This is a genomic window from Embleya sp. NPDC127516 (assembly GCF_044765325.1).
GTDB lineage: Bacteria > Actinomycetota > Actinomycetes > Streptomycetales > Streptomycetaceae > Embleya.
In genome coordinates this window covers 117814-138184 of the sequence record NZ_JBIWJT010000007.1, presented here as the reverse complement: position 1 = coordinate 138184, position 20371 = coordinate 117814, and the positions used below count along the sequence as shown (strand labels likewise).

16 protein-coding genes are annotated in these 20371 nt (G+C 71.6%); 12 read left to right on the top strand and 4 right to left on the bottom strand.

From position 1 onward, the window contains the following. Nucleotides 1-120: 120 nt before the first annotated feature. The 5 genes from ACIRL2_RS15745 to ACIRL2_RS15725 all read left to right on the top strand — a co-directional run bounded on the left by ACIRL2_RS15745 (nt 121) and on the right by ACIRL2_RS15725 (nt 7849). Nucleotides 121-1368, top strand: coding sequence for a cytochrome P450 (locus ACIRL2_RS15745; protein ID WP_395859333.1), 1248 nt, complete (start codon nt 121-123; stop codon nt 1366-1368). A 443-nt stretch (nt 1369-1811) separates the two neighbouring features. Beyond that, complete coding sequence (gene lanA / locus ACIRL2_RS15740) at nt 1812-1991, top strand: SCO0268 family class II lanthipeptide (protein ID WP_395859213.1); 180 nt, start codon at nt 1812-1814, stop codon at nt 1989-1991. 95 nt (nt 1992-2086) lie between these two features. Beyond that, nucleotides 2087-5365: a lantibiotic dehydratase gene (locus ACIRL2_RS15735; protein WP_402232502.1), complete on the top strand. Its 3279-nt coding sequence runs from the start codon at nt 2087-2089 to the stop codon at nt 5363-5365. Then, nucleotides 5358-6713, top strand: coding sequence for a lanthionine synthetase C family protein (locus ACIRL2_RS15730; RefSeq protein WP_402232500.1), 1356 nt, complete (start codon nt 5358-5360; stop codon nt 6711-6713). The genes ACIRL2_RS15735 and ACIRL2_RS15730 overlap by 8 nt, the downstream gene beginning before the upstream one ends. Nucleotides 6714-6769: 56 nt before the next feature. After that, nucleotides 6770-7849 carry a PI-PLC domain-containing protein gene (locus tag ACIRL2_RS15725; protein ID WP_402232498.1) on the top strand — a complete coding sequence of 360 codons (1080 nt, stop codon included), beginning with the start codon at nt 6770-6772 and terminating at the stop codon, nt 7847-7849. 260 nt (nt 7850-8109) lie between these two features. Here ACIRL2_RS15725 and ACIRL2_RS15720 read toward each other — a convergent pair whose 3' ends face one another. Both ACIRL2_RS15720 and ACIRL2_RS15715 read right to left on the bottom strand, forming a co-directional pair. Continuing rightward, nucleotides 8110-8808 carry an HU family DNA-binding protein gene (locus ACIRL2_RS15720; protein ID WP_395859209.1) on the bottom strand — a complete coding sequence of 233 codons (699 nt, stop codon included), beginning with the start codon at nt 8806-8808 and terminating at the stop codon, nt 8110-8112. A 710-nt stretch (nt 8809-9518) separates the two neighbouring features. After that, complete coding sequence (locus ACIRL2_RS15715; protein WP_395859332.1) at nt 9519-9905, bottom strand: MmcQ/YjbR family DNA-binding protein; 387 nt, start codon at nt 9903-9905, stop codon at nt 9519-9521. A 110-nt stretch (nt 9906-10015) separates the two neighbouring features. Here ACIRL2_RS15715 and ACIRL2_RS15710 point away from each other — a divergent pair, with 110 nt between their 5' ends. The 4 genes from ACIRL2_RS15710 to ACIRL2_RS15695 all read left to right on the top strand — a co-directional run bounded on the left by ACIRL2_RS15710 (nt 10016) and on the right by ACIRL2_RS15695 (nt 14061). Further along, nucleotides 10016-10543 (top strand): gamma carbonic anhydrase family protein, encoded by a 528-nt coding sequence (locus ACIRL2_RS15710; protein ID WP_395859208.1) that lies wholly within the window; start codon nt 10016-10018, stop codon nt 10541-10543. A 598-nt stretch (nt 10544-11141) separates the two neighbouring features. Further along, nucleotides 11142-12314 (top strand): globin domain-containing protein, encoded by a 1173-nt coding sequence (locus ACIRL2_RS15705; protein ID WP_395859207.1) that lies wholly within the window; start codon nt 11142-11144, stop codon nt 12312-12314. A gap of 210 nt (nt 12315-12524) precedes the next feature. Beyond that, nucleotides 12525-13631, top strand: a complete 1107-nt coding sequence (locus ACIRL2_RS15700) for a nitric oxide synthase oxygenase (RefSeq protein WP_395859331.1) — start codon at nt 12525-12527, stop codon at nt 13629-13631. Between the two features lie 220 nt (nt 13632-13851). Then, the gene (locus tag ACIRL2_RS15695; RefSeq protein ID WP_395859206.1) at nt 13852-14061 is read left to right on the top strand and encodes a cold-shock protein; all 210 of its coding nucleotides are present in this window, start codon (nt 13852-13854) and stop codon (nt 14059-14061) included. A gap of 135 nt (nt 14062-14196) precedes the next feature. On the opposite strand, the gene ACIRL2_RS15690 is transcribed toward ACIRL2_RS15695, so the two are convergent. After that, nucleotides 14197-14583, bottom strand: coding sequence for a hypothetical protein (locus tag ACIRL2_RS15690; RefSeq protein WP_402232495.1), 387 nt, complete (start codon nt 14581-14583; stop codon nt 14197-14199). Nucleotides 14584-14777: 194 nt separating this feature from the next. Here ACIRL2_RS15690 and ACIRL2_RS15685 point away from each other — a divergent pair, with 194 nt between their 5' ends. The 3 genes from ACIRL2_RS15685 (at nt 14778) to ACIRL2_RS15675 (ending at nt 18647) form a co-directional block, all read left to right on the top strand. Then, complete coding sequence (locus ACIRL2_RS15685) at nt 14778-16757, top strand: ABC1 kinase family protein (protein ID WP_402232493.1); 1980 nt, start codon at nt 14778-14780, stop codon at nt 16755-16757. A gap of 146 nt (nt 16758-16903) precedes the next feature. Continuing rightward, on the top strand, nt 16904-17608 hold the full coding sequence (locus tag ACIRL2_RS15680) for a hypothetical protein (RefSeq protein WP_395859203.1): 705 nt from the start codon (nt 16904-16906) through the stop codon (nt 17606-17608). Nucleotides 17609-17888: 280 nt separating this feature from the next. Next, the gene (locus tag ACIRL2_RS15675) at nt 17889-18647 is read left to right on the top strand and encodes a class I SAM-dependent methyltransferase (RefSeq protein WP_395859202.1); all 759 of its coding nucleotides are present in this window, start codon (nt 17889-17891) and stop codon (nt 18645-18647) included. 121 nt (nt 18648-18768) lie between these two features. Here the strand turns inward: ACIRL2_RS15675 and ACIRL2_RS15670 are convergent, their stop codons facing one another. Further along, nucleotides 18769-20370 carry an ABC-F family ATP-binding cassette domain-containing protein gene (locus ACIRL2_RS15670; protein ID WP_395859201.1) on the bottom strand — a complete coding sequence of 534 codons (1602 nt, stop codon included), beginning with the start codon at nt 20368-20370 and terminating at the stop codon, nt 18769-18771. Nucleotide 20371 lies beyond the last annotated feature (1 nt).

Genomic DNA, 20371 nt, shown 5'->3' with positions numbered 1-20371 from the left:
CGCCGCCTCGCTGCCCCCGCGCCGCCGCGCGGACCGCCGATCGCGCCCGCACCCCCGCCGATCCCCCCGCGAGGAGTCTTCGTGAGCACCCCCACCACCGCCGCCGCGGTCCCCGAGCCGATGCCCCTCGACGAGATCGACCTCGCCGACAACGACCGTTTCCTGGACGGCGAAACCCCGTGGCGGATGTTCCACACGCTGCGCCGCGAGGACCCCGTGCACTGGCAACCCGAACCGGCCCCCAACAGCGGGTTCTGGGCGTTGACCCGGCACGCGGACATCGTCGCCGTCGACCGCGACCCGGACACCTTCACCTCCACGCGGTTCACCAACCTCGAGGAGGTCGACGACTCGCAGATCGCCATCCGCCGCTCGCTGCTGGAGACCGACGGGCTACGCCACACCGCGCTGCGCAAGCTGCTCCGGAAGCAGTTCACCCCGCGCGCGATCGCCGACTACGGCACGTTCCTGCGCGGGCTCACCGCCCGCACGCTGGACACCGCGCTGGCCAAGGGCACCTTCGACTTCGTGCACGAGGTCAGCGCCGACTTCCCGATCAACGTGCTGGCCAAGATGCTGGACGTGCCCGGCGAGGACACCGGCAAGCTGATCGACTGGGGCAACCGGATCATCGGCAACACCGACCCGGACTACGCGGACGTGCTCCTGGAGAGCAGCGAGAGCGAGCGCTACCGCGAACTGCCCTTCCGCAGCCCCGCCTCCCTGGAAGTCTTCGAGTACGGGCGGGAGTTGGCCGCCAAGCGGCGCGGCGGCGCGGGCACCGACCTGGTCAGCCGACTGGTCAACCAGGCTCCCTCGGACGGTGTCCCGCTGTCCGGACACGACTTCGACAACTATTTCCTGCTGCTGGTCGTGGCCGGCAACGAGACCACCCGGCACGCCATCTCGCACTCGATGCTCGCGCTGCTGCGCAACCCGGGCCAGTTGGAACTGCTGCGGGAGAACCTCGCGCTGATGCCGGACGCGGTCGAGGAGTTCCTGCGCTGGGCCTCCCCCGTCTACCACTTCCGCCGCACCGCGACACGCGACACCGAACTGGGCGGCAAGTCGATCCGCGCGGGCGACAAGGTGGTGCTGTGGTTCGCCTCGGGCAACCGGGACGAGGCGGTGTTCGAGAACCCGTACGACTTCGACGTCACCCGCCGCCACGTCGACCACGTCACCTTCGGCAAGGGCGGCCCGCACTTCTGTCTCGGCAACGCGCTCGCCCGCCTGGAGATGCGCGTCATGTTCGAGGAACTCCTGCCGCGTGTCGCCGACATCCGCCTGGCGGGCGAGGTCCGCCGGGTCCGCTCCAACTTCGTCAACGGCATCAAGGAACTCCCGGTGACGGTGACCCTGGCCTAGCGCCCGAGCCGCGGGCCCGGAGCCGACCCCCGCGGCCCGAACGGCGCCGAATCGCCCCCGAAGATCATTTCCGATTCGACCCGGCGGATCATTCGAACGAATTGAACGGGAGGCTACGGCGAGGGCCGAAAAATTGCCGCGTGGAATGTTCGCGACGCAGAATCTGTCAACAAAATCGGTTAACGGTGATTCACCGGTCGATCTCGTCGAGGCGAAGGCGACCCCCTCGTGAAGAAGCCGGACGGACTCCGCCCGCCCGACATCCTTGCAGGGTAGGAGCCTGATCGCGGCTTCCACAGGGAGATTTCCAGCCGGTCCGAATGGCCAATAATCGTTCTTGTTCGGCCGCCTATTCAACGCTTAGCGTCCTCCCCGAGATCAAACAGATCTCCTCGAATCGCAGTGCCCACCAAAGCACTGCGACCGATATCGCGGGAGTTGTCATGAACGACAAGATTCTGCTCGAAGAAACCACCGAGACGCGCGACTTCGCCGACCTGGACCTCGACGTCCGCATCGCGGACGGCGAGCTCGAGGCGTCCGCCTTCGGCTCGGCCGGCGGTGGCTGGACGTCGCCGAGCACGTACGGTGTGCAGTCGCGCTGTCCGATCTGCTGCGCCTGACCTGATAGTTCCGGGGGCGGGCGGGTCTGCCCGCCCCCGGGTGTCAACCTCCGGCGAGAGCCGGTCACACGGGCATGGGGTCGGTGCGGAACACGGTGCGACACTCCGAGCGGAATCCTGGGCGCGACGACGGTCCGAACGAGGGACGACACGACGCGCCGGAGAGCGAATACGAACCGGCCGGCCTCGTCTTCGTGCGCATGGCGAGTGTGCCGCGCGCGGAGACCGGCCCGGGTCCGGACCGCGTCGAGCCGGTCCGGGACACGGCCGACGCGCACACCCTCGCGGGACTGCGGCGGATCACCGCCGACCCGCTGCTGCGCGAGGCCGTCAGGGTCGCCAGCGGCAGTCTGTCCGCCGCCCTGGACCGGATCGACGAGGGCATCGACCCCGGCCCGAAGCGGCTTGCGGGCACCGCCCTGTCGGTGACCCGGTACGCGCTGCGGATGGCCGGTCGACCCACCCCGTTCGGCCTGTTCGCGGGCGTGACCGCGGCCCGCCTGGGCGCGTCCGCCCACGTGCGCGTGCACGGCCCCGGCAGCAAGGCGGTCCGCCTGGACGCCGGTCGACTCGACGAGCGGGTGCGGGACTGGCTCGCCGCCCCCGAGGTCCGACGCCGCGTCGACGTCATGCTCAACGACCTGTGCCGGGTGCGCGGCGACCGCCTGATGCTGGCCGGACCCGAACGCGAGATCTCGGTACGACACAGCCCCCTGGTCGCGCACCTGCGGACGATCGCGACCCACCCCGTCCCGTACGAGACCCTGCTCGACCGGGTCGGCGCGGCCTTCCCCGGCGCACCGCGCGATCGCCTCGACGCCTCGGTGGCGCAACTGCTGCGGCACGGCTTCCTGCTCAGCTCGATCACCCCGCACCGCCTGGACGACGCGCTGCTCGATCGCATCGACGGCGCCGTCGAGGACCTGCCGGACGCGGCCCGGGAGTTCCGCGCCACCCGGACCGCCGTACGCGAGTACGAGAAGGCCCGCCCCGGCGAGGGCACCGCGCCCTGGCGCCGGTTGATGGCCCTGGTCGATCCGCACACCGACGCCGCCCATCCGCCGGTCCAGGTGGATCTGCGGATGGACGCCGAACTCACCCTGCCCCGGACCGTGGCCGAGGAGGCGGGCAGCTACGCCGGCGCGATGTGGGCACTGTCCGACGCGTGGGTCACCCACGAACACATGCGCGACTACCGCAACCGCTTCGTCGAGCGGTACGGCACCACCCGCACCGTCCCGCTGGCCGAACTCGTCGACCCGCACCGGGGGCTGGGCTTCCCGACCGGCTACGGCGAACGCCTCGCCGTGGGCGACCGGCCCACCACCGGCTACCGGCCCGGCCGCGACCGACGCGTACTGACCGCCGAACTGGTCCAGGACGCCCTGCTGCGCGAGGACCGTGAACTGCGGCTCACCCCGGAGCTGATCGACCGGCTGGCCGACACCGCACAGTCCGAGCACGGCGAGCCCGCCGCGCCGCCGAACTCGCTCGACCTGTGCTTCCAACTGCTCGCGCACGACGTCGCCGACCTGGACCGGGGCCGGTTCAAGCTGGTCGCCACCCCGCACGCGGGCTCGTGGGTGGCCGGCTCGATGGCCGGCCGCTTCGCCGAACTCACGCACAGTACCGAAGAGTTGGCCAGGCTGGTGCACGCCGCGGCGGACCCCGGCACGCTGCCCGCCCAGGTGACGTTCCGGCCGCACACCGCCCGCGCGCTGAACATGATCCAGGTACCCGAACTGCTGCCCCACCACATCCCGGTCGGGGTGTACGCCGATCGGCGCGATCCGCACTGTCTGGACTGGCGCACGTTGCTCGTGGGCGTCGACGCCCGCGGCCTGACGCTGACCCTGGCCGAGACCGGCCAACGCGTGATGCCCGTGGTGCCGCACATGCTGGCGCTGGATCGCGAGGCGCCCAGGGTGGTCCGGCTGATGGTCGACATCGTCTTCGGCCGGTCCCGGACCTGGACCGGCTGGGACTGGGCGGGCCTGGAGGCGCTGCCACTGCTGCCCCGGGTGAGCTTCGGCCGGGTCGTCGCCGCGCCGCGCCGCTGGACCCCGGACCACGCGATGCGCGCGGCGGTCGAGGATCCGCGCGAGTTCGACCGCGCGCTGCGCGAATGGAGCGATCGATACGGTGTGCCGGACCGGGTCCAGGTGGTGCACTGGGACCGGGTCTACGGGCTCGACCTGGGTGAGTCCTGGCATCGCACGCTGCTGCGCCACGAGGTGCGCAAGGGCCGGCTCGCCCTGTTCGAGGACCTGACCGAAGACGGTCGCGGCTTCGGCTGGGCCGACGGGCACGGCACCGAGGTGGTCCTCCCGCTGACCCGCCGACCCGAGGCCGGCACACCGACCGCGACCGCCCGGGCAACGCCCTCGCGCGGCGCGGAACCTGCCGCCGCCGATTACCGTCTGCCTGGCGAGGACTGGTTGTTCGCAAAGCTGTACGCGACCTCGGACACGCACGACGAGCTGCTCCGGATGCACCTGCCCGCGCTGCTCGCCGAGGTCGGGGAGCGGGTCGACCGCTGGTTCTTCATCCGCTACCTGGACCCCGAGCCGCACATCCGGATCCGGCTGCACGGCGATCCGGCGGCGCTGGCCGAGCACGTGTTGCCGGAACTGGCGCGACGCGTACGGGCGATGCGCGAGGCGGGCGCGATCCGCACGATGGCACTGGACGTGTACGAGCCGGAGACCGAACGCTACGGCGGGCCGGACGCGTTGGCGGCCGCCGAGCGCCTGTTCACGCTGGACAGCAGGTCGGTACTCGCCCAACTGGGCCTGCGGGCACGCGGCGCGCTCGCGGTGCCGGACGAGGTGCTGATCGCGGTCAACCACGCACTGCTCCTGGAGAGCCTGGGCGATTGGGACTGGCCCTCGTGGGTGCGGTACGCGTTCGCCAAGGAACCCGACCAGAGCGCGTTCCGTCGGCATCGCGCCCTGGTCCGGGAGCTGATCCGGCCGGGCCGCACGGCCGCGGCGGTCGGTGAGCGCCTGGGCGTCCCGGCGCTGGCCGAGTTGTGGTCCCGGCCGCCGTACGGCCGGGCGTACGGGGAGATCGTGCTGTCCGACGCGGGTCGCCGACCGGCCGGCGCCGCGCACGAGAACGCCGTACTCGGGCTGTTGCACATGCAGCACAACCGGCTGCTCGGCATCGACCGGGCGGGCGAACAGCGCGGTTACGCGATCCTGCGCGGCATCGCGTGCGACCACCTGGGACGGCTCGCGCACGCGCCGGCGCGGCCCGGTGCCACGAAGGCGGGCGCGACGCGGTCGAGCGTCGCGAACACGGGTGCCATCGGCTCCGCGAGCACGGGTTCCGGTGCCACGAACGACGCGGAGAGGGGCGGTCGGGATGGCTGAGCCGACGGCGGCCGGCGGCACGGCGGTGGGCACGAGCACCAAACCCCGCCACGCGGAACGGGCCCGGTCGATCGTGGCCCGGGTGCTCGACCGGCTGGCCGATCCGGCGGCCGTCGCCGCCGACACCGAGGTGCTGGCCGACGCCTCCCGCGACGGCGACGAGCAGCCGCTGTGGACGGACCTGTCGCTCTCCAGCGGGTTCCCCGGCGTCTCCCTGGCCTTCAGCGGCAGCACCCGGCGCGGTCCCGGGCACGCCGAGCGCGCGCACGCCCACCTGGCTCGGGCGATGGCCGTACTGGCCCGGGAGCGCTTCCCGGCGGGCGGCATCTTCACCGGTCCGGGGTCGGTCGCCTTCGCCACCCTGGTCGCACACCGGGCGACCGGCGGGTACGTGAGCGCGCTGACCCGGATGGACGAGCACCAGCGCCGGGTGGTCCGGGCGGCCCTGCCGCGCCCGCGCGGCACCGCACCGCTCGCCACCAACGGCGAGTTCGAGACCGTCCGCGGACTGACCGGGATCGGCCGCTACCTGCTGGCCCGCGACGCCGACGGCGACGAGTTGCGGATGGTGCTGTCCTACCTGGTCGGGCTGGCCGAAGGCGAGATCCTCCACCGCGGTCGCAAGGTGCCGCGCTGGTGGACCCTGGCGGCGCCCAAGCTGGGCCAGGAGGTCGAGATGCCCGCCGGGCATCTGAACCTGGGCCTGTCGCACGGCGTCGCGGGACCGCTGGCACTGCTCGCGCTGACCTGGCGCGCGGGCGTACGGGTGCCGGGGCAACCCGCCGCGATCGAGCGACTGGTGGCGCTGCTGGCCCGATGCGCGGTCCCCGCCGGCGACGGCCTGTGGTGGCCGGCCTATCGCACCCTGGAACAGTGGGCTTCCGAGCCCGACCCCGACTCCCCGGCACAGCGCCCGTCCTGGTGCTACGGCGTCCCCGGGGTGTCGCGCGCGGTGCAGTTGGCGGCGCTCGCCCTCGACCGGCCCGACTGGCACGAACTCACCCGGCGTTCGGTGTCCGGTCTGCTCGGCACTCCGATCGCGGAGTGGGGCATCGACGATCCGGCGCTGTGCCACGGCTGGGGCGGACTGATGCACCTGCTCGGTCTGCTGGCCGAACACCTCGACGACGCCCGACTACCCGCCGTCCGGGACGAGTTGGCCGCGTTGGTGCTCGCCCAATATCGTGACGAGTACCGCTTCGGCTTCCGCTCGACGATGACCCGCGCCGCGCAGGGCGTGGACGTACCGGCGTTCCTGGAGGGTGCCGCGGGGGTCGTGCTCGCCCTGGACGCGTACGCCGAGGGTCGCACGACGGCGAGCTGGGACCAGGCGCTCCTGGTGGTGTGACGCCGGTGCGCGGAGAGGGGTCAAAAGCCGGATGGTCCCGTGTACGTTCCCCTGCCATGGACTCTTCCAGCGGTATATCGGCCGCTCCGCCCGGATCCGGCGGGCCTGCTCGATCCCCCGGCGCCTCCCGCCCCGGGGGCCGGCCCCGGAACGCGCTCGTGGTGGTCGTGCTCGCCCTCCTGGCCGCCCTCGTCCCGTCCACGGCCTCCGTCGCCACAACCACCCACGCCACCGCGGCCACCCTCACCGCCGCGGAGCAACGGTGGGGCAACGACCGCCTCGATCAGGTCACTTCGCTGACCACGCACAACTCGTTCACCAACTACGAGGACTCGCGGTGGTCCTCGGTCAACCAGTCCGAGTCGGTGCGCGGACAGTTGGATCGCGGCGTGCGCGGGCTGATGCTCGACACGCACTGGTACGAGCACAGCACCGGTCTGTGCATCATCAGCTTCGGCAGCGACTGCTACCCGAGCGACGTGTACCTGTGCCACGGCGACTGCAAGGCGTTCGCGGGGGTGACCTACGCGTTGCCCCGGCAGAGCTTCGCGGCGACGATGCAGACCGTGGTGGACTTCCTGAACGCGAATCCGCTGGAAGTGGTGACCGTGTTCCTGGAGGACTACGTCGACACCGATCGGCTGCGTCGATCCCTGGAGCGGGTGCGCGGGCTGCCGGAGCTGCTCTTCCGGCCGGACACCGCCGGGGTGCGGGACACCGGCTGGCCGAGGGTGGCGGACCTGGTCACCGCGAACAAGCGGCTGCTGGTGTTCTCCGACAAGCCCGGCAAGGAGGGCCTGGGGGTGATGTACGACAAGGAGTGGACCGTGCAGAACTACTGGAGTCTGGGCGACCTGGGCAACGACCTGGCCTGCACGAGCCGATGGTCGGACGTGCCGCTGAACCGGATCGAGCCGGGCTTTCGTCGGTTGTTCGTGATGAGTCACTTCCGCAATGTGCCGACGATCGGGACGGCCGCCCTGGACAACGGGACCAAGCTGCGTGATCGCATCGCACAACAGTGCGGGACGGCCGCGGGCCGGAGTCCGAACTTCGTCGCCGTGGACTTCCATCGGCAGTCCGACGGGAGCGGGCGTTCGCCGGCATCGATCGTCGCGGAGCTGAACGCGGGCTGAGCGGTCCGGCGGGTCGGGGCCGTACGGGTGACCGGGCCGGGCCGCACGCCCGGGCCCGACCCGCACGAATGGGCGAACGGGGGCGGAGGGGCGGGCCGAAGCGCACGGGCTCCGACGGCGGCGTTGACCGGCGACACGAGGGTGCCGGTCGAACCGCCGTCGGAACGCTCCGTCGAGACCCCCGAGGCGTTCCGTCGCGGCGCCCCCGGTCGGACCGCCCGGCGCGGGCGGTCCGACCATCGCATCCGACCGGGTGGTCCTCAGGCGCGCTTGGCGGTGCGAGCGCTCGTCGTGCGCTTGGCCCCGGTCGTCTTGCGGCCGGGCGTGCTGCGCGTGGTGGGCTTGGCGGTGGTCTTCTTGGCGGTGGTCTTCTTCGCCGCCGCCGTCGCGGTGGTCTTCTTCGCGGTGGTCTTCTTGGCGGTGGTCTTCTTCGCCGCGGTCGTCTTGGCGGCCGTGGTCTTCGCGGCCGCCCTGGGGGTGGCCTTCTTCGCCGTGGTCTTGCGGGCCGGGGCGGCGGTCTTGGCCGCGGTGGCCCGCGTGGTCGCCTTCTTGGCCGTCTTCTTGGCGGTGGCCTTCTTCGCGGTCGTCTTCTTGGCCGCGGCCTTCTTGCCCGCGACGGTGGTACCACCGGTCACCGTGCCCGGCGAGGCCTTCTTGATCGCGGTCTCGCCCCGGGTGAGCTTCTTGGTGCCGCCGGTGAGGTCCTTGAAGCCCTGGCCGGGGCGGAAGCGCGGCACGGAGGTCTTCTTGACCCGAACCCGTTCGCCCGTCTGGGGGTTACGGGCGTACCGGGCGGCGCGCTCGACCTTCTCGAACGAGCCGAAGCCGGTGACCGAGACCCGGTCCCCGGCGACGACCGAACGGATGATGGTGTCCAGGACCGCGTCGACCGCTTCCTCGGCCGCAGCCCGGCCGCCGAGCTTGTCGGCGATGGCTTCGACGAGTTGTGCCTTGTTCATGAGACGCCTTTCGTGGTGCGGGGGTACCGATCGCTTTCGATCGGCCGGACCATCCGACCGATCGGGTCGAACGCCGTTGCGCCAGTACCCATTTCCATGACTGTAACTCTCCGTCACACGGGGGGCATTTCGAACCGCAGCAAAGTGGTGCTCGAAACACCCCCTTGGATCAACGACGAGGGCCCGTGCGGAGATCCGCGCAACGCTCCACAAATCCTGGTGCCCGGTCCCGATGTTGATCGAGCGAGGGGCGGTTTCCCCTTGTGGCACAAGGCCCGAGGCGGTGCGGACCGGTCGTGATCCCGACCCGGCGGCGGCCTTCGGGGGGTGCGGTAATCGGGAAATACGCGCCGACTCGCGCATCCGCCGAACGGATTTCGCACATTCGGCGTGGCAACGGCCGTTCGTGGCCCTGATCCGCGCTCCGAGCCGCCGGCAACTCACCGAATCCGACCCACAATCGATCGTCCGCGTCCCGCGTCCTCCGGAACCGCCGGGCAACCCTCGAATCGGCCGTCGCCGGACCTTCCTCGACCGCCCGAAAGGGCCTTTGACGTGCACCGATACCGGTCCGCCGGATATCTTGCCGGACCGCCGGAAGGCGCGCTTCGATGCCCGGCGGGCGAATCGACCACCCCGGCCGGATTCCGCACCGCTCGGTGGGCCGCGCACGCCCGCCCGGCAGGGCTTTTCGGCTCCCCCGGGGTCGCCTAGACCCCTTCCGGCCGCTGACCCGGCCAGTCCAGTTTCAGGCGTTGCAGCTTCGGCAGTTGGGCGACCACGAGGTCGTACGAGTCCTCGATCAGGTCCCGCACCAGCGTCTCCGGCAGCGAGCCGTCCAGGGTCACGGTGTTCCAGTGCCGCTTGTTCAGGTGGTAGCCGGCCTCGATCGCCGAATGCTCGGCACGCAGCCGGATCGCGAGTTCCGGGTCGCACTTCAGGCTCACCCGCAACGGCTCCGGGTCGGTCAGCACCGAGAACGCGAAGATCTTGCCGCCCACCTTGAACGTGGACAGGTCGGGACTGCGCCCGAACGGAAACTCCTCCACGGCCCCGTTGAACCCGAGGCACATCCCCCGGAGCCGTTCCGCGCCCATCATCGGCAACCCCTGCTTGTCGACCATCCCGCCAGTATGGCGCCCGTCCACCGCACTAAAGTGCGACCGCGACGGGCCCGAGCGGGGCCCATCCGCCGAGGAGGAGGACCATGACGAACCCGCTGATCGCCGCCGTGGGCGATCGGGAACCGCAGATCGACCCCGGCGCGTTCGTGGCCCTGAACGCGACGGTGATCGGTGCCGTCACCCTCGCCGTCGGCGCGAGCGTCTGGTACGGCGCGGTGCTGCGCGGCGACGCCGAATCGATCGTGGTGGGCCCGGACACCAACATCCAGGACAACTGCACCGTGCACAGCGACCCGGAGTTCCCGACCGTGATCGGCGCCCGCGTGTCCGTCGGCCACAACGCGGTGCTGCACGGCTGCACGATCGAGGACGACGTCCTGGTCGGGATGAACTCCACCGTCCTCAACGGCGCGCACGTCGGCGCGGGCGCCCTGGTCGCCGCCGGCGCCGTGGTCCCTCAGGGCATGCGGGTGCCGCCCGGCGTGCTGGTGGCGGGCGTACCGGCCAAAATCAAGCGCGAACTCACCGAGGACGAGCGCGCCGGCATCAAGGTCAACGGTGCCGGATACCGATTCCTGGCCCAAGCCCACGGCGAGATCACCCCGCGCTGACGTCCGTTCCGGTCCGCCGACGTCCGTTCCCGCTGCGCCGAACCCCGCCGGGTTCGGCGGAGTTCGCGCGTCGGCACGCGCGCCGCGTCCCGGTGTTGCGCGGACCCGTGTCGCGGAACACCGCATCCAACCCCACCGCCGGCCGGCGCGCAAGGGCGCCCCGGCCGGCGGTGGTCGGCGCGCCGCCGGAACCCGAGGTCCCGGGCGTCCGTCCTCCGGATCCTCGATCCGGGTCGAGCGCCGCGCCCGACACCCTCATGCCTCACCGCCGCCGTCGCCGAACCGACCCGGCCGCGCGCCGGCCCATCCGGCCCTCTTCGCGGCTTTCGCCCGTGCTTCGGTGCCGGCTTGAATTCGGCCTCCCACCAGGCAATTTGTCCCAGCCATACGTGACCGTATGGATGCGGAGAGTGGGGTGCGAATCATCACCAAGCACCGCATCAAAGACTTCTGTTCATCCGTAACCGGAACCGGGCCTTCGACTTGACGCCGGTACGACGAGCCCATGATCGTGTTCCGGCCGCCGGTGTTCCGCGAAGGACTCTCGACGGAGCCGGCCGGACAACCCTCATGCGGAAGGGCTACCGATGGGCCGATTTTGGAATCTCAAGACGCAGAACTCATCCGACAAAATCTCGCGGCCGTCGCCCCCCAGGCCGCAGATGTCACGTCCCACTTCTACGCTCTCCTGTTCCTGCGGCAACCCGCGCTGCGCGACCTGTTCCCCCCGGCGATGGACGTCCAGCGCGACCGTCTGCTGCACGCACTGATCCGCATCGTCGGCGACCTGGAGAACGCTCCGGCACTGAGCGGATTCCTCGGCCAACTCGGTCGTGACCATCGCAAGTTCGATGTCATCGCCGAGCACTACGACCTGGTCGGCGAGTGCCTGGTCGCCGCGCTCGCGCGATTCAGCGGCGACACCTGGAACGACGCCGTGCAGTCCGCCTGGGTGCGCGCGTACGGCGCCGCGGCGGGCATCATGATCGGCGCGGCCGACGAGGATGCCCGGACCAACCCCCCACACTGGGCCGCGGAGATCGTCGCACACGAGAAGCCCGCCGACGACATCGCCGTGGTCACGGTGCGTCCGGACGTACCGTTTCCCTACCGGGCGGGCCAGTACACGTTCCTGGAAACCCCGTGGTGGCCACGGGTATGGCGGGCGTACTCGATCGCCAACGCGCCCGACCCGCAGGGCCTGCTCACCTTCCACGTGCGCTCGGTGCCGGCGGGTTGGGTGAGCAACGCCCTGGTACACAAGGCGAAACCGGGCGATCGGATCAAACTGGGCGCCGCCATGGGCGAGATGGTCGTCGACCACCTGGCACCCAACCCGGTGTTGTGCGTGGCGGGCGGTACGGGACTGGCGCCGCTGAAGGCCATGGTCGAGGAAATGGCCTACTACGGCACCGATCGTTTCGTCGACCTGTTCTACGGCGCCAGCGCGCACAGCGGCCTGTACGGGCTCGAAGACCTGCTGCGGCTGTCCCAGCGGGTGTCCTGGCTGCGGGTGCGGCCCGCGCTCGACGACCTGACCTTGGCGGGGATCAGCGGAGGGGTCTCCGACGTGGTCAAGGAATACGGGCCTCGCTACGACTGCGACGCGTACCTGAGCGGGCCGCCCGCGATGGTGCTGGACAGTGCGCGCGTGTTGCGCAGGCTCGGCCTGAGCCGCAGACAGATCCACCACGACCCGGTCGTCGGGGCGTACGCCACCGACGTCGCGGCCGAGTCGGCCACCCCGGTCGGCGCGGAGGTGCCGGGCTGATCCTTCGGCCGCCGACGCCCACGCGTACCCCACCAGATCCGAAACAGGCTCCCGCGACCCCGTGGTCGCACCGAGCCGGTTCCCAGGAGAACCTTGACCGAGCAGAGCATCACCCGGCTCCGCGGTGATCAGCCGTCGTGCCCCGAACCGCGCCACGAGGTACCCGCCCCGCCCGCCCCACCCGCCCAGCCCGCGCGTCCGCACGGCACCGTGGATCTCGCGCAGGCCCTCTCGTTCCTGGACCGCTTCCATCAGGAGAGCAACTCGCCCACCGATCCCGAGGCCCGCCGGCGAGAGATCGCCGAGCAGATCCGCGAGACCGGCACCTACACCCACACCTCGGCCGAACTCACCTGGGGCGCCCGGGTCGCCTGGCGCAACTCGGCCCGCTGCATCGGCCGGTTGTACTGGAACAGCCTGTCCGTGCGCGACCGCCGGCACGTCAGTCGCCCGGACGAGGTGGCCGCCCAGTGCGCGGGGCACCTGCGCGAGACCTGGCGCGGCGGCCGGATCCGGCCCACGATCACCGTCTTCGCGCCCGACACCCCCACCGGGCCGAAGGTGCGGATCTGGAACGAGCAGCTCATCCGCTACGCCGGCTACCGCCGGGCGGACGGCAGCCTCGTGGGCGACGGCCGCAACCTGGGCATCACCGAACTCGCGTGCGAACTCGGCTGGCACGGGGCCGGCACCGACTTCGACCCACTACCGCTGATCGTCGAGGACGAGGGCGGCGGACTCCGCGCGTACGCACTGCCCTCGGACGCGATCCGCGAGGTGGAATTGTCCCACCCCGAGCACCCCGGGTTCGCCGCGCTGGGCCTGCGCTGGCACGCGATCCCGGCGATCTCCAACATGCGCCTGGAGATCGGCGGCGTCTCCTACAGCGCGGCGCCGTTCAACGGCTGGTACATGGGCACCGAGATCGGTGCCCGCAACCTGGTCGACGCGGATCGCTACGACATGCTCCCGGCGATCGCCGCGCTGTTCGGCCTGGACACCTCCAGCGAGCGCACGCTGTGGCGGGACCGTGCCTTGATCGAGCTCAACCGTTCCGTGCTGCACTCGTTCGACGCGGCCGGGGCGACCATCACCGACCACCACACCGAGTCCGACCGCTTCCTGCGTCACGTGCAACGCGAGGCGGAGGCGGGCCGCACGTGTCCGGCGGACTGGAGTTGGATCGTGCCGCCCGTCTCCGGCGGCCTGACGCCGGTCTATCACCGCTACTACGACGACTACGACGAGACCACCCATAGCCCGGCCTTCCTGCTCGACGAGGCGGCCGCCGGCCGCTCGGCGGGCCGGCACCCCTGACCCGCCCGCCGATCGGGCGATCGAGTGAATCCGGCGGACCGGGCGCATCCCGCCCGGTCCGCCGGAGCCGGGAGCACAGGGCCCGGTCCGCCCCGGGCGCCCGCCACTTGGGTGTTTCGCCGATGTCGGGGCGGGAAATCTCGGGGGCCGCGGTCGCGATGAGGCTCCGGCCGACGCGTCCCCCACGGCGCGTCGTGGCATCAGGTGAAGGAATGGATCGATGGCAACAGGCAAAGTGAAGTGGTTCAATGCGGATAAGGGCTTCGGCTTCATCGAGCAGGACGACGGCAGCCCGGACGTATTCGTACACTTCTCGGCCATCCAGAGCACCGGCTTCCGGCAGTTGGAGGAGAACGACCGGGTCGAGTTCGACGTCACCCAGGGCCCCAAGGGTCCCCAGGCGGAGAATGTCAGCGTCCTCAAGGGCTGACACGGCGCCAGTCGATCGGTCGACCACCGGGGCATCTTCGGGACCCTCGTCCCGAAGATGCCCCGGTTCACGTTCCGGGCCGCGGCGGCGCGGGTCGCCGCGGGCGGGTCCGACGCCGGTGCGGCAGGCGTGCGTTCAGCCGCGGGCGGGTGTGTCCCGGGTCGGGTCGCGGCGGTCCCGGCGGCGGACGATGGTGAGGCCGACGAAACCGGCGACGGTGAGTGCGGCGGTGAGCACCGAGAGGGACAACAACAGGTCGACCGTGCCCTGATGGTCGTTCCACGGGTACGACGGGACCGTTGCGCCGTCACCGAACTCGGTGGTGTCGACCATCGACTTCCGCACCCGTACGCCGAACCACACCGCGCCGGCGACCACCGCGGACAGTCCGCTCAGCCCGGCCGACACGAGCGGCGCGAGGTACCAGGCGCCGTGCGGACGCACCGGCACGGGCACCGGCGAGGGGGACGGCGGCTGCCACGCCGGGGGCGGCGGGGTCGGATACGACCGGCGGTTGATCATGGACCACATCCTGGGTCGGCGCCGGATCGGCCGGCCTGAGTACGCGTACTCGGATTCGCGTCGCGTTCACGCCCGGACGATAGGTTCTCCTGCGCACTTGCGTGATCACTCGGGGAAGGTCTCATCGGCATGTCGCGAAGATTGTCGCCGTCCGGCGGCGGACGCATCGAACTCGAGCACTTCCGGTGGTGCCCGTGCTGAGCGCGGCCGACGCCGATGTGAACCCCGCCGTGTTGTGGCCGGCCACCGCGATCACCGCGCTCCTGCTCACCCTCGGACTGGCCTGGGGCGCTCGGCGGTTGCTCGGGCTGCCGGTGGGCACGCGCCGCACACTCGCCGCGGGGCTGCTCGGACTCGTGGTGTCGTGGGCACTCGGCGGCAGCGTCCAACGGCACAATCCCGGCGTATTCATGACCATCACGCTCGGTGTGGCGCTGCTCGCCGCGATGACCTTCATCGTGGTGACCGAGGCGCTCGTCCCGAGCGGATCGTGGCCGGGCACGGTCGAGTTCGTCCGCGGACTGCGCCGCCGCTTCGCGCGCGGACGCCGCTACTCGCAGATCAGTCGGATCGCGGCCAGGCACGGACTCGGGCCCTACCTGCGCGGGCGCCGGGCCGATCGCACGAGCCGGCGGGCCGGCCTGGCCCGCTCGTTGCAGGAGGCGCTCCAGGACGGCGGGGTCACCTTCGTCAAGCTCGGCCAGGTGTTGTCCACCCGCCGCGACCTGCTGCCGGTCGAGTTCGTGGACGCGCTCGCGCTGCTCCAGCACCGCGTCGCGCCCGCGCCCTGGGCGGAGGTGGAGCGGGTTCTGACCGCCGAACTGGGCGCGCCGGTGACCGAGGTGTTCGCCGAGTTCGATCCCGAGCCGCTCGCGGCCGCGTCGATCGCCCAGGTCCATCGCGCCCGGCTGCGTTCCGGCGCGGAGGTGGTGGTCAAGGTGCAGCGCCCGGGGATCGGACCGATCGTCGAGCGGGATCTGGACATCCTGGCCCGGCTGGCGACGAGCCTGGACCGGCGCACCACATGGGGGCGCGCGCTGGGCCTGGTCGAGCTCGCCGACGGCTTCGCGGTGGCGCTGCGGGAGGAGTTGGACTTCCGGATCGAGGCGCGCAACACCGCCGCGGTGACCGCCGCCGGCGCCGGACGGCGCGACGCCCGGCTGATCCTGCCCGGACTGCATCCCGAGCTGAGCACCGCACGGGTGCTGGTGCTCGACCGGCTGGACGGCATACCGCTGGGCGACGCCATCGCGACGCTGGACGAGCGCGGGGTCGATCGGGGCGAGTTGGCCCGGATGTTGTTGGGCGAGTTGTTGCGGCAGCTCATGTTCGACGGGATCTTCCACGCCGACCCGCACCCGGGCAACATAATGTTGCTCGCCGACGGCCGGTTGGCGCTGCTCGACTTCGGCTCGGTGGGCCGGATCGACGCGCAACTGCGGGCCGGACTCCAGGAACTGCTGCTCGCGCTCGGCCGCGCCGATCCGGCCGCGATGTCCGACGCGCTGCTCCAGGTGGTGACCCGCCCGGCGGAGTTGGACGAGCAGCGGCTGCAACGCGCGCTGGGCCAGTTCATGGCCCGCCATCTCAGCGCGGGCCTGGCGCCGGATCTGGCCATGTTCACCGACCTGTTCCGGCTGGTGTCCGCGTTCGAGTTGACCGTGGCACCGGAGATCGCCGCCGTCTTCCGGTCGTTGGCCACCGTCGAGGGCACGCTGACCGGGATCGAACCTGGCTTCGACATCTTCGCCGAGGCGCGCGGCTACGCGACCAAGCACGTCACCGACCGCTTGGAGCCGGCCGGTCTGCGCGATGCCGCGGCCAGTGAACTGATGCATCTGCTACCGGTGTTGCGCCGCCTTCCGCGTCGCTTCGAGCGGGTGACGGGCGCGCTGGAGGAGGGTCGGCTCGGGGTCAACGTCCGGTTGCTGGCCGACGAACGCGACCGCCGCGTGCTCACGTCCATGCTGCATCGGACGCTGCTGACGGTGCTCGGCGCGACGGCCGGGATCATGGCCGTGCTGCTGCTGGGCACCGAGGGCGGGCCGCGGGTGGGCGACAGCGTGGGCCTGTACCAACTGTTCGGCTACAACCTGCTGGTGGTGAGCTGCGTCCTGGTCCTGCGCGTGTTGTTCGGCATCTTCCGGGCGGAACGCGCGGACGCGCGAACATGACGTCGGGGCCGGTGGCGGGCTCCGACACGGAAGTCGGCTACCTTCCGCCCGCGGTCGGAGACGCTCGGGTAGCTTGACCGTTTCATGATCGTTTCGTTCGGCGTCATGCCGTCCCACACCACTCGGCCACCCCAGGGGGACCCTCGATGAAGCGTTGGCCCGCAGCCCTCGTCCTCGCGTTCGGCATCACCATAGGCGCCGGCGGCGCCCAGACCGCGGTCGCCGCCACGTCGCACGCTCCCGCGTGCGTGGCCGACGCCTCGCCCGGACACACCCGCCGACACCTGCCGGACGCGGAGATCTTCGTCACCGACAACACCGCGGTGATCAGCGACCCGAACGATCCCCGGCTGGACACCCCCTTGAACCGGTTCGCGTGCGAGGTGCGGGCGATCGTCCGCGCACATGGCGCCGACCCGGAGAAGTCCTCGCTGCTCGACGGCGTGTTCTGGTCCGGCGACCTGCAGAGCACCACCTACGAGCGCTCGCGCGAGTTCGACGTCGACGACATCGACGCCGCGCGGCTCCACCACATCGCCGAGGTGCTGCGCAAGCGCTACGCGCAGGAGTCGGTGCTGACGTTCGAGTACCTGCGCGCCGACTCGCCGCGTGCGGACGCGATCGAGGTCGAGGTGCCGGGCGTGACCGTACAGCGCCTGCACGACGGGCTGGCCGCCGACCCCGAGGCGCGCGACCGCCTGTTCGGCGGCTCGGTCACCGTGCGCGGCGGCAAACTGATCCTGGTCGCGGACCGCGCGGACACCGACCTGGTCCGCCGCTTCGTCGGCACCCTGGGTGGCGACTGGTCCAAGGCCACGATCCACCACGGCGATCGCGAGTTCGTCGGGTAGCCGGGTCGGTCGGGTCGGGGTCGGGGTCGGAACGGGCCAACGGCTCCGGAACATCGAAACCATGCCCGACGCGCAGGCCGCCGCGGCGGCGGCCTGCGCGTCGGGAAGCCCTGCCGGCGAGGTGATCCGTCTTGCCCGGCGATCCGGCCGCTGCTTTCTTCGAGGATCGAACTGCCTTGATTGTGACGGGATTTGCTCAGGCGGTGCCGACCCGCCGGCCGGGCCGGGAGACGGGGCCCGATTCTTGGTGTTTTCGATCTTTCACGGTAATGATTCGGCTATGTCACGCACCTTTGAGGATCTGTTGGCCGAGGCCGAGTCGGCCTCCGTGGAAGGCTGGGACTTCTCCTGGCTCGACGGGCGGGCCACCGAAGCGCGCCCCTCGTGGGGTTACCAGCGACTGATGGGCGAGCGGCTGGGGGGCGTGGCGGCGGCGCTGGACATCCAGACCGGCGGCGGCGAGGTGCTCGCCGGGGCGCCCAAGTTGCCGACGACGATGGTCGCCACCGAGTCCTGGCCGCCGAACCTGGCCAAGGCCACCCGGTTGTTGCACCCGCTCGGCGCGGTCGTGGTCGCCGATCCGGACGAGCCACCGCTGCCGTTCGCCGACGCCGCGTTCGACCTGGTCACCAGTCGGCATCCGGCCACGGTGTGGTGGGCCGAGATCGCCCGCGTGCTGCGCCCCGGCGGCACGTACCTCGCCCAACACGTCGGTCCCGCGTCGGTGTTCGAGCTGGTCGAGTACTTCCTCGGGCCGCAGCCCGAGGCCCGCGAACATCGGCACCCCGACACCGAGAGCGCCGACGCGCGGGCGGTCGGGCTGGAGATCGTGGATCTGCGCTCGGAGCGGTTGCGGATGGAGTTCTTCGACATCGGCGCGGTGGTCTACTTCCTGCGCAAGGTGATCTGGATGGTGCCCGGCTTCACCGTGGACGCCCACCGGGACCGGCTCCGTGACCTGCACGAACTCATCGAACGGGACGGCCCGTTCGTCGCCCACTCGGCGCGGTTTCTGATCGAGGCGCGTCGGACCGGCTGAGTGGATCCCAGGTGGTCGGAGTCGGTCGCGGCCGGTCGGAGCCGAACCGACCGGCCGATCGGAGCCGGACGGCGGACGGGCCCGGCTGGGTCGGGCCCGTCCGCGGACGGCCGCCGGTGGGTCAGGCGAGCGCGACCAGGTCCAGGTAGTCCGTGCTCCACAGGTCCTCGGCGGCGTCCGGGAGCAGCAGCACCCGATCCGGGCGCAGCGCCTCGATCGCGCCCCGGTCGTGGGTGACCATCACGATCGCGCCGGGATAGGTGCCGACCGCCGCGAGCACCTCGTCCCTGGAGGCCGGGTCGAGGTTGTTGGTGGGCTCGTCGAGCAGCAGCACGTTGGCGCCCGAGTGGACCAGGCCGGCCAACGCGAGCCGGGTCTTCTCGCCGCCGGAGAGCACCTCGGCCCGCTTGTCCGCGTCGTCCCCGGTGAACAGGAACCCGCCCAGCACCTGCCGTACTTCACCGTCGCTCAGGTGCGGGGCCGCCGCTGCCAGGTTGTCGCGGACCGAACGGGAGAGGTCCAGGGTGTCGTGTTCCTGGGCGAAGTAGCCCAGGCGCAGCCCGGTGCCGGCCACCACGCGCCCCCCGTCCGGCGTCTCGTGCCCGGCGAGGACGCGCAGCAGGGTGGTCTTGCCGGCACCGTTGAGGCCGAGTACGACCAGCCGGCTGCCTCGGTCGACGGCCAGGTCGACGCCGGTCAACACGCGGTGGTCGCCGTAGGACTTGGTCAGGCTGATCGCGCCCAGCGGAATGCGCCCGCAGGGGGCCGGTTCGGGCAGCCGGATGCGGGCATGCCGGTCGGCGTGCCGGGCCGGTTCCAGGTCGGCCAACATCCGGTCCGCGCGGCGGGCCATGTTGCGCGCGGCCACCGCGGTCGCGACGTTGGCGCGCATCCGGTCCGCCTGGGCGTGCAGGGACGCGGCCTTGCGTTCGGCGTTGGCCCGCTCGCGGGTCCGCCGGCGTTCGTCCGCGGCGCGCTGCGCGAGATGGCCGGACCACCCGGTGTTGTGCACATCGAGTGCGGCGCGCTGCGGGTCGAGGTGGAAGACCCGGTTGACGGTGGCGGCAAGCAACGAAGTGTCGTGGCTGATCAGCACCAGACCGCCCCGGTGGGCGAGCAGAAAGCCACGCAGCCAGTCGATCGAGTCGGCGTCGAGGTGGTTGGTCGGCTCGTCCAGGAGCAGCGTGCCGTGGTCGGCGAACAGGATGCGGGCCAGTTCGACGCGGCGCCGTTGGCCGCCGGAGAGCGTGCCGACGGGTTGGTCCAACACCCGTTCCGGCAGGCCGAGGCCGGCCGCGACCCGGGCCGCCTCGGCCTCGCCCGCGTACCCGCCGCGCGCCTGGAATTCCGCCTCGGCCCGAACGTAGGCGCGCATCGCCCGCTCCAACGCGGCCGGGCCGACCGCGTCGGCCGGCGCGGTCTCGGCCGCCCGCAACGCGCGGTCCGCCCGGTCCAGGCCGCGTGCGGATCGGATCCGGTCGGTGACGGTGACCGTCCGGTCGGCCGCGCGGGAGTCCTGGGGCAGGTGGCCGAGCGAGCCGGTACGGGTGACGGTTCCGGCGGCCGGCCGGACCCTGCCGGCCACGGTGTCCAGCAGGGTGGTCTTGCCCGCGCCATTGCGGCCGACCAGGCCGATCCGGTCGCCGGGGGCGATGTGGAAGTTGACGTCGGACAGCAGCAGGCGGGCGCCGACGCGTACGTCGACACCGCGAAGGGTGATCATG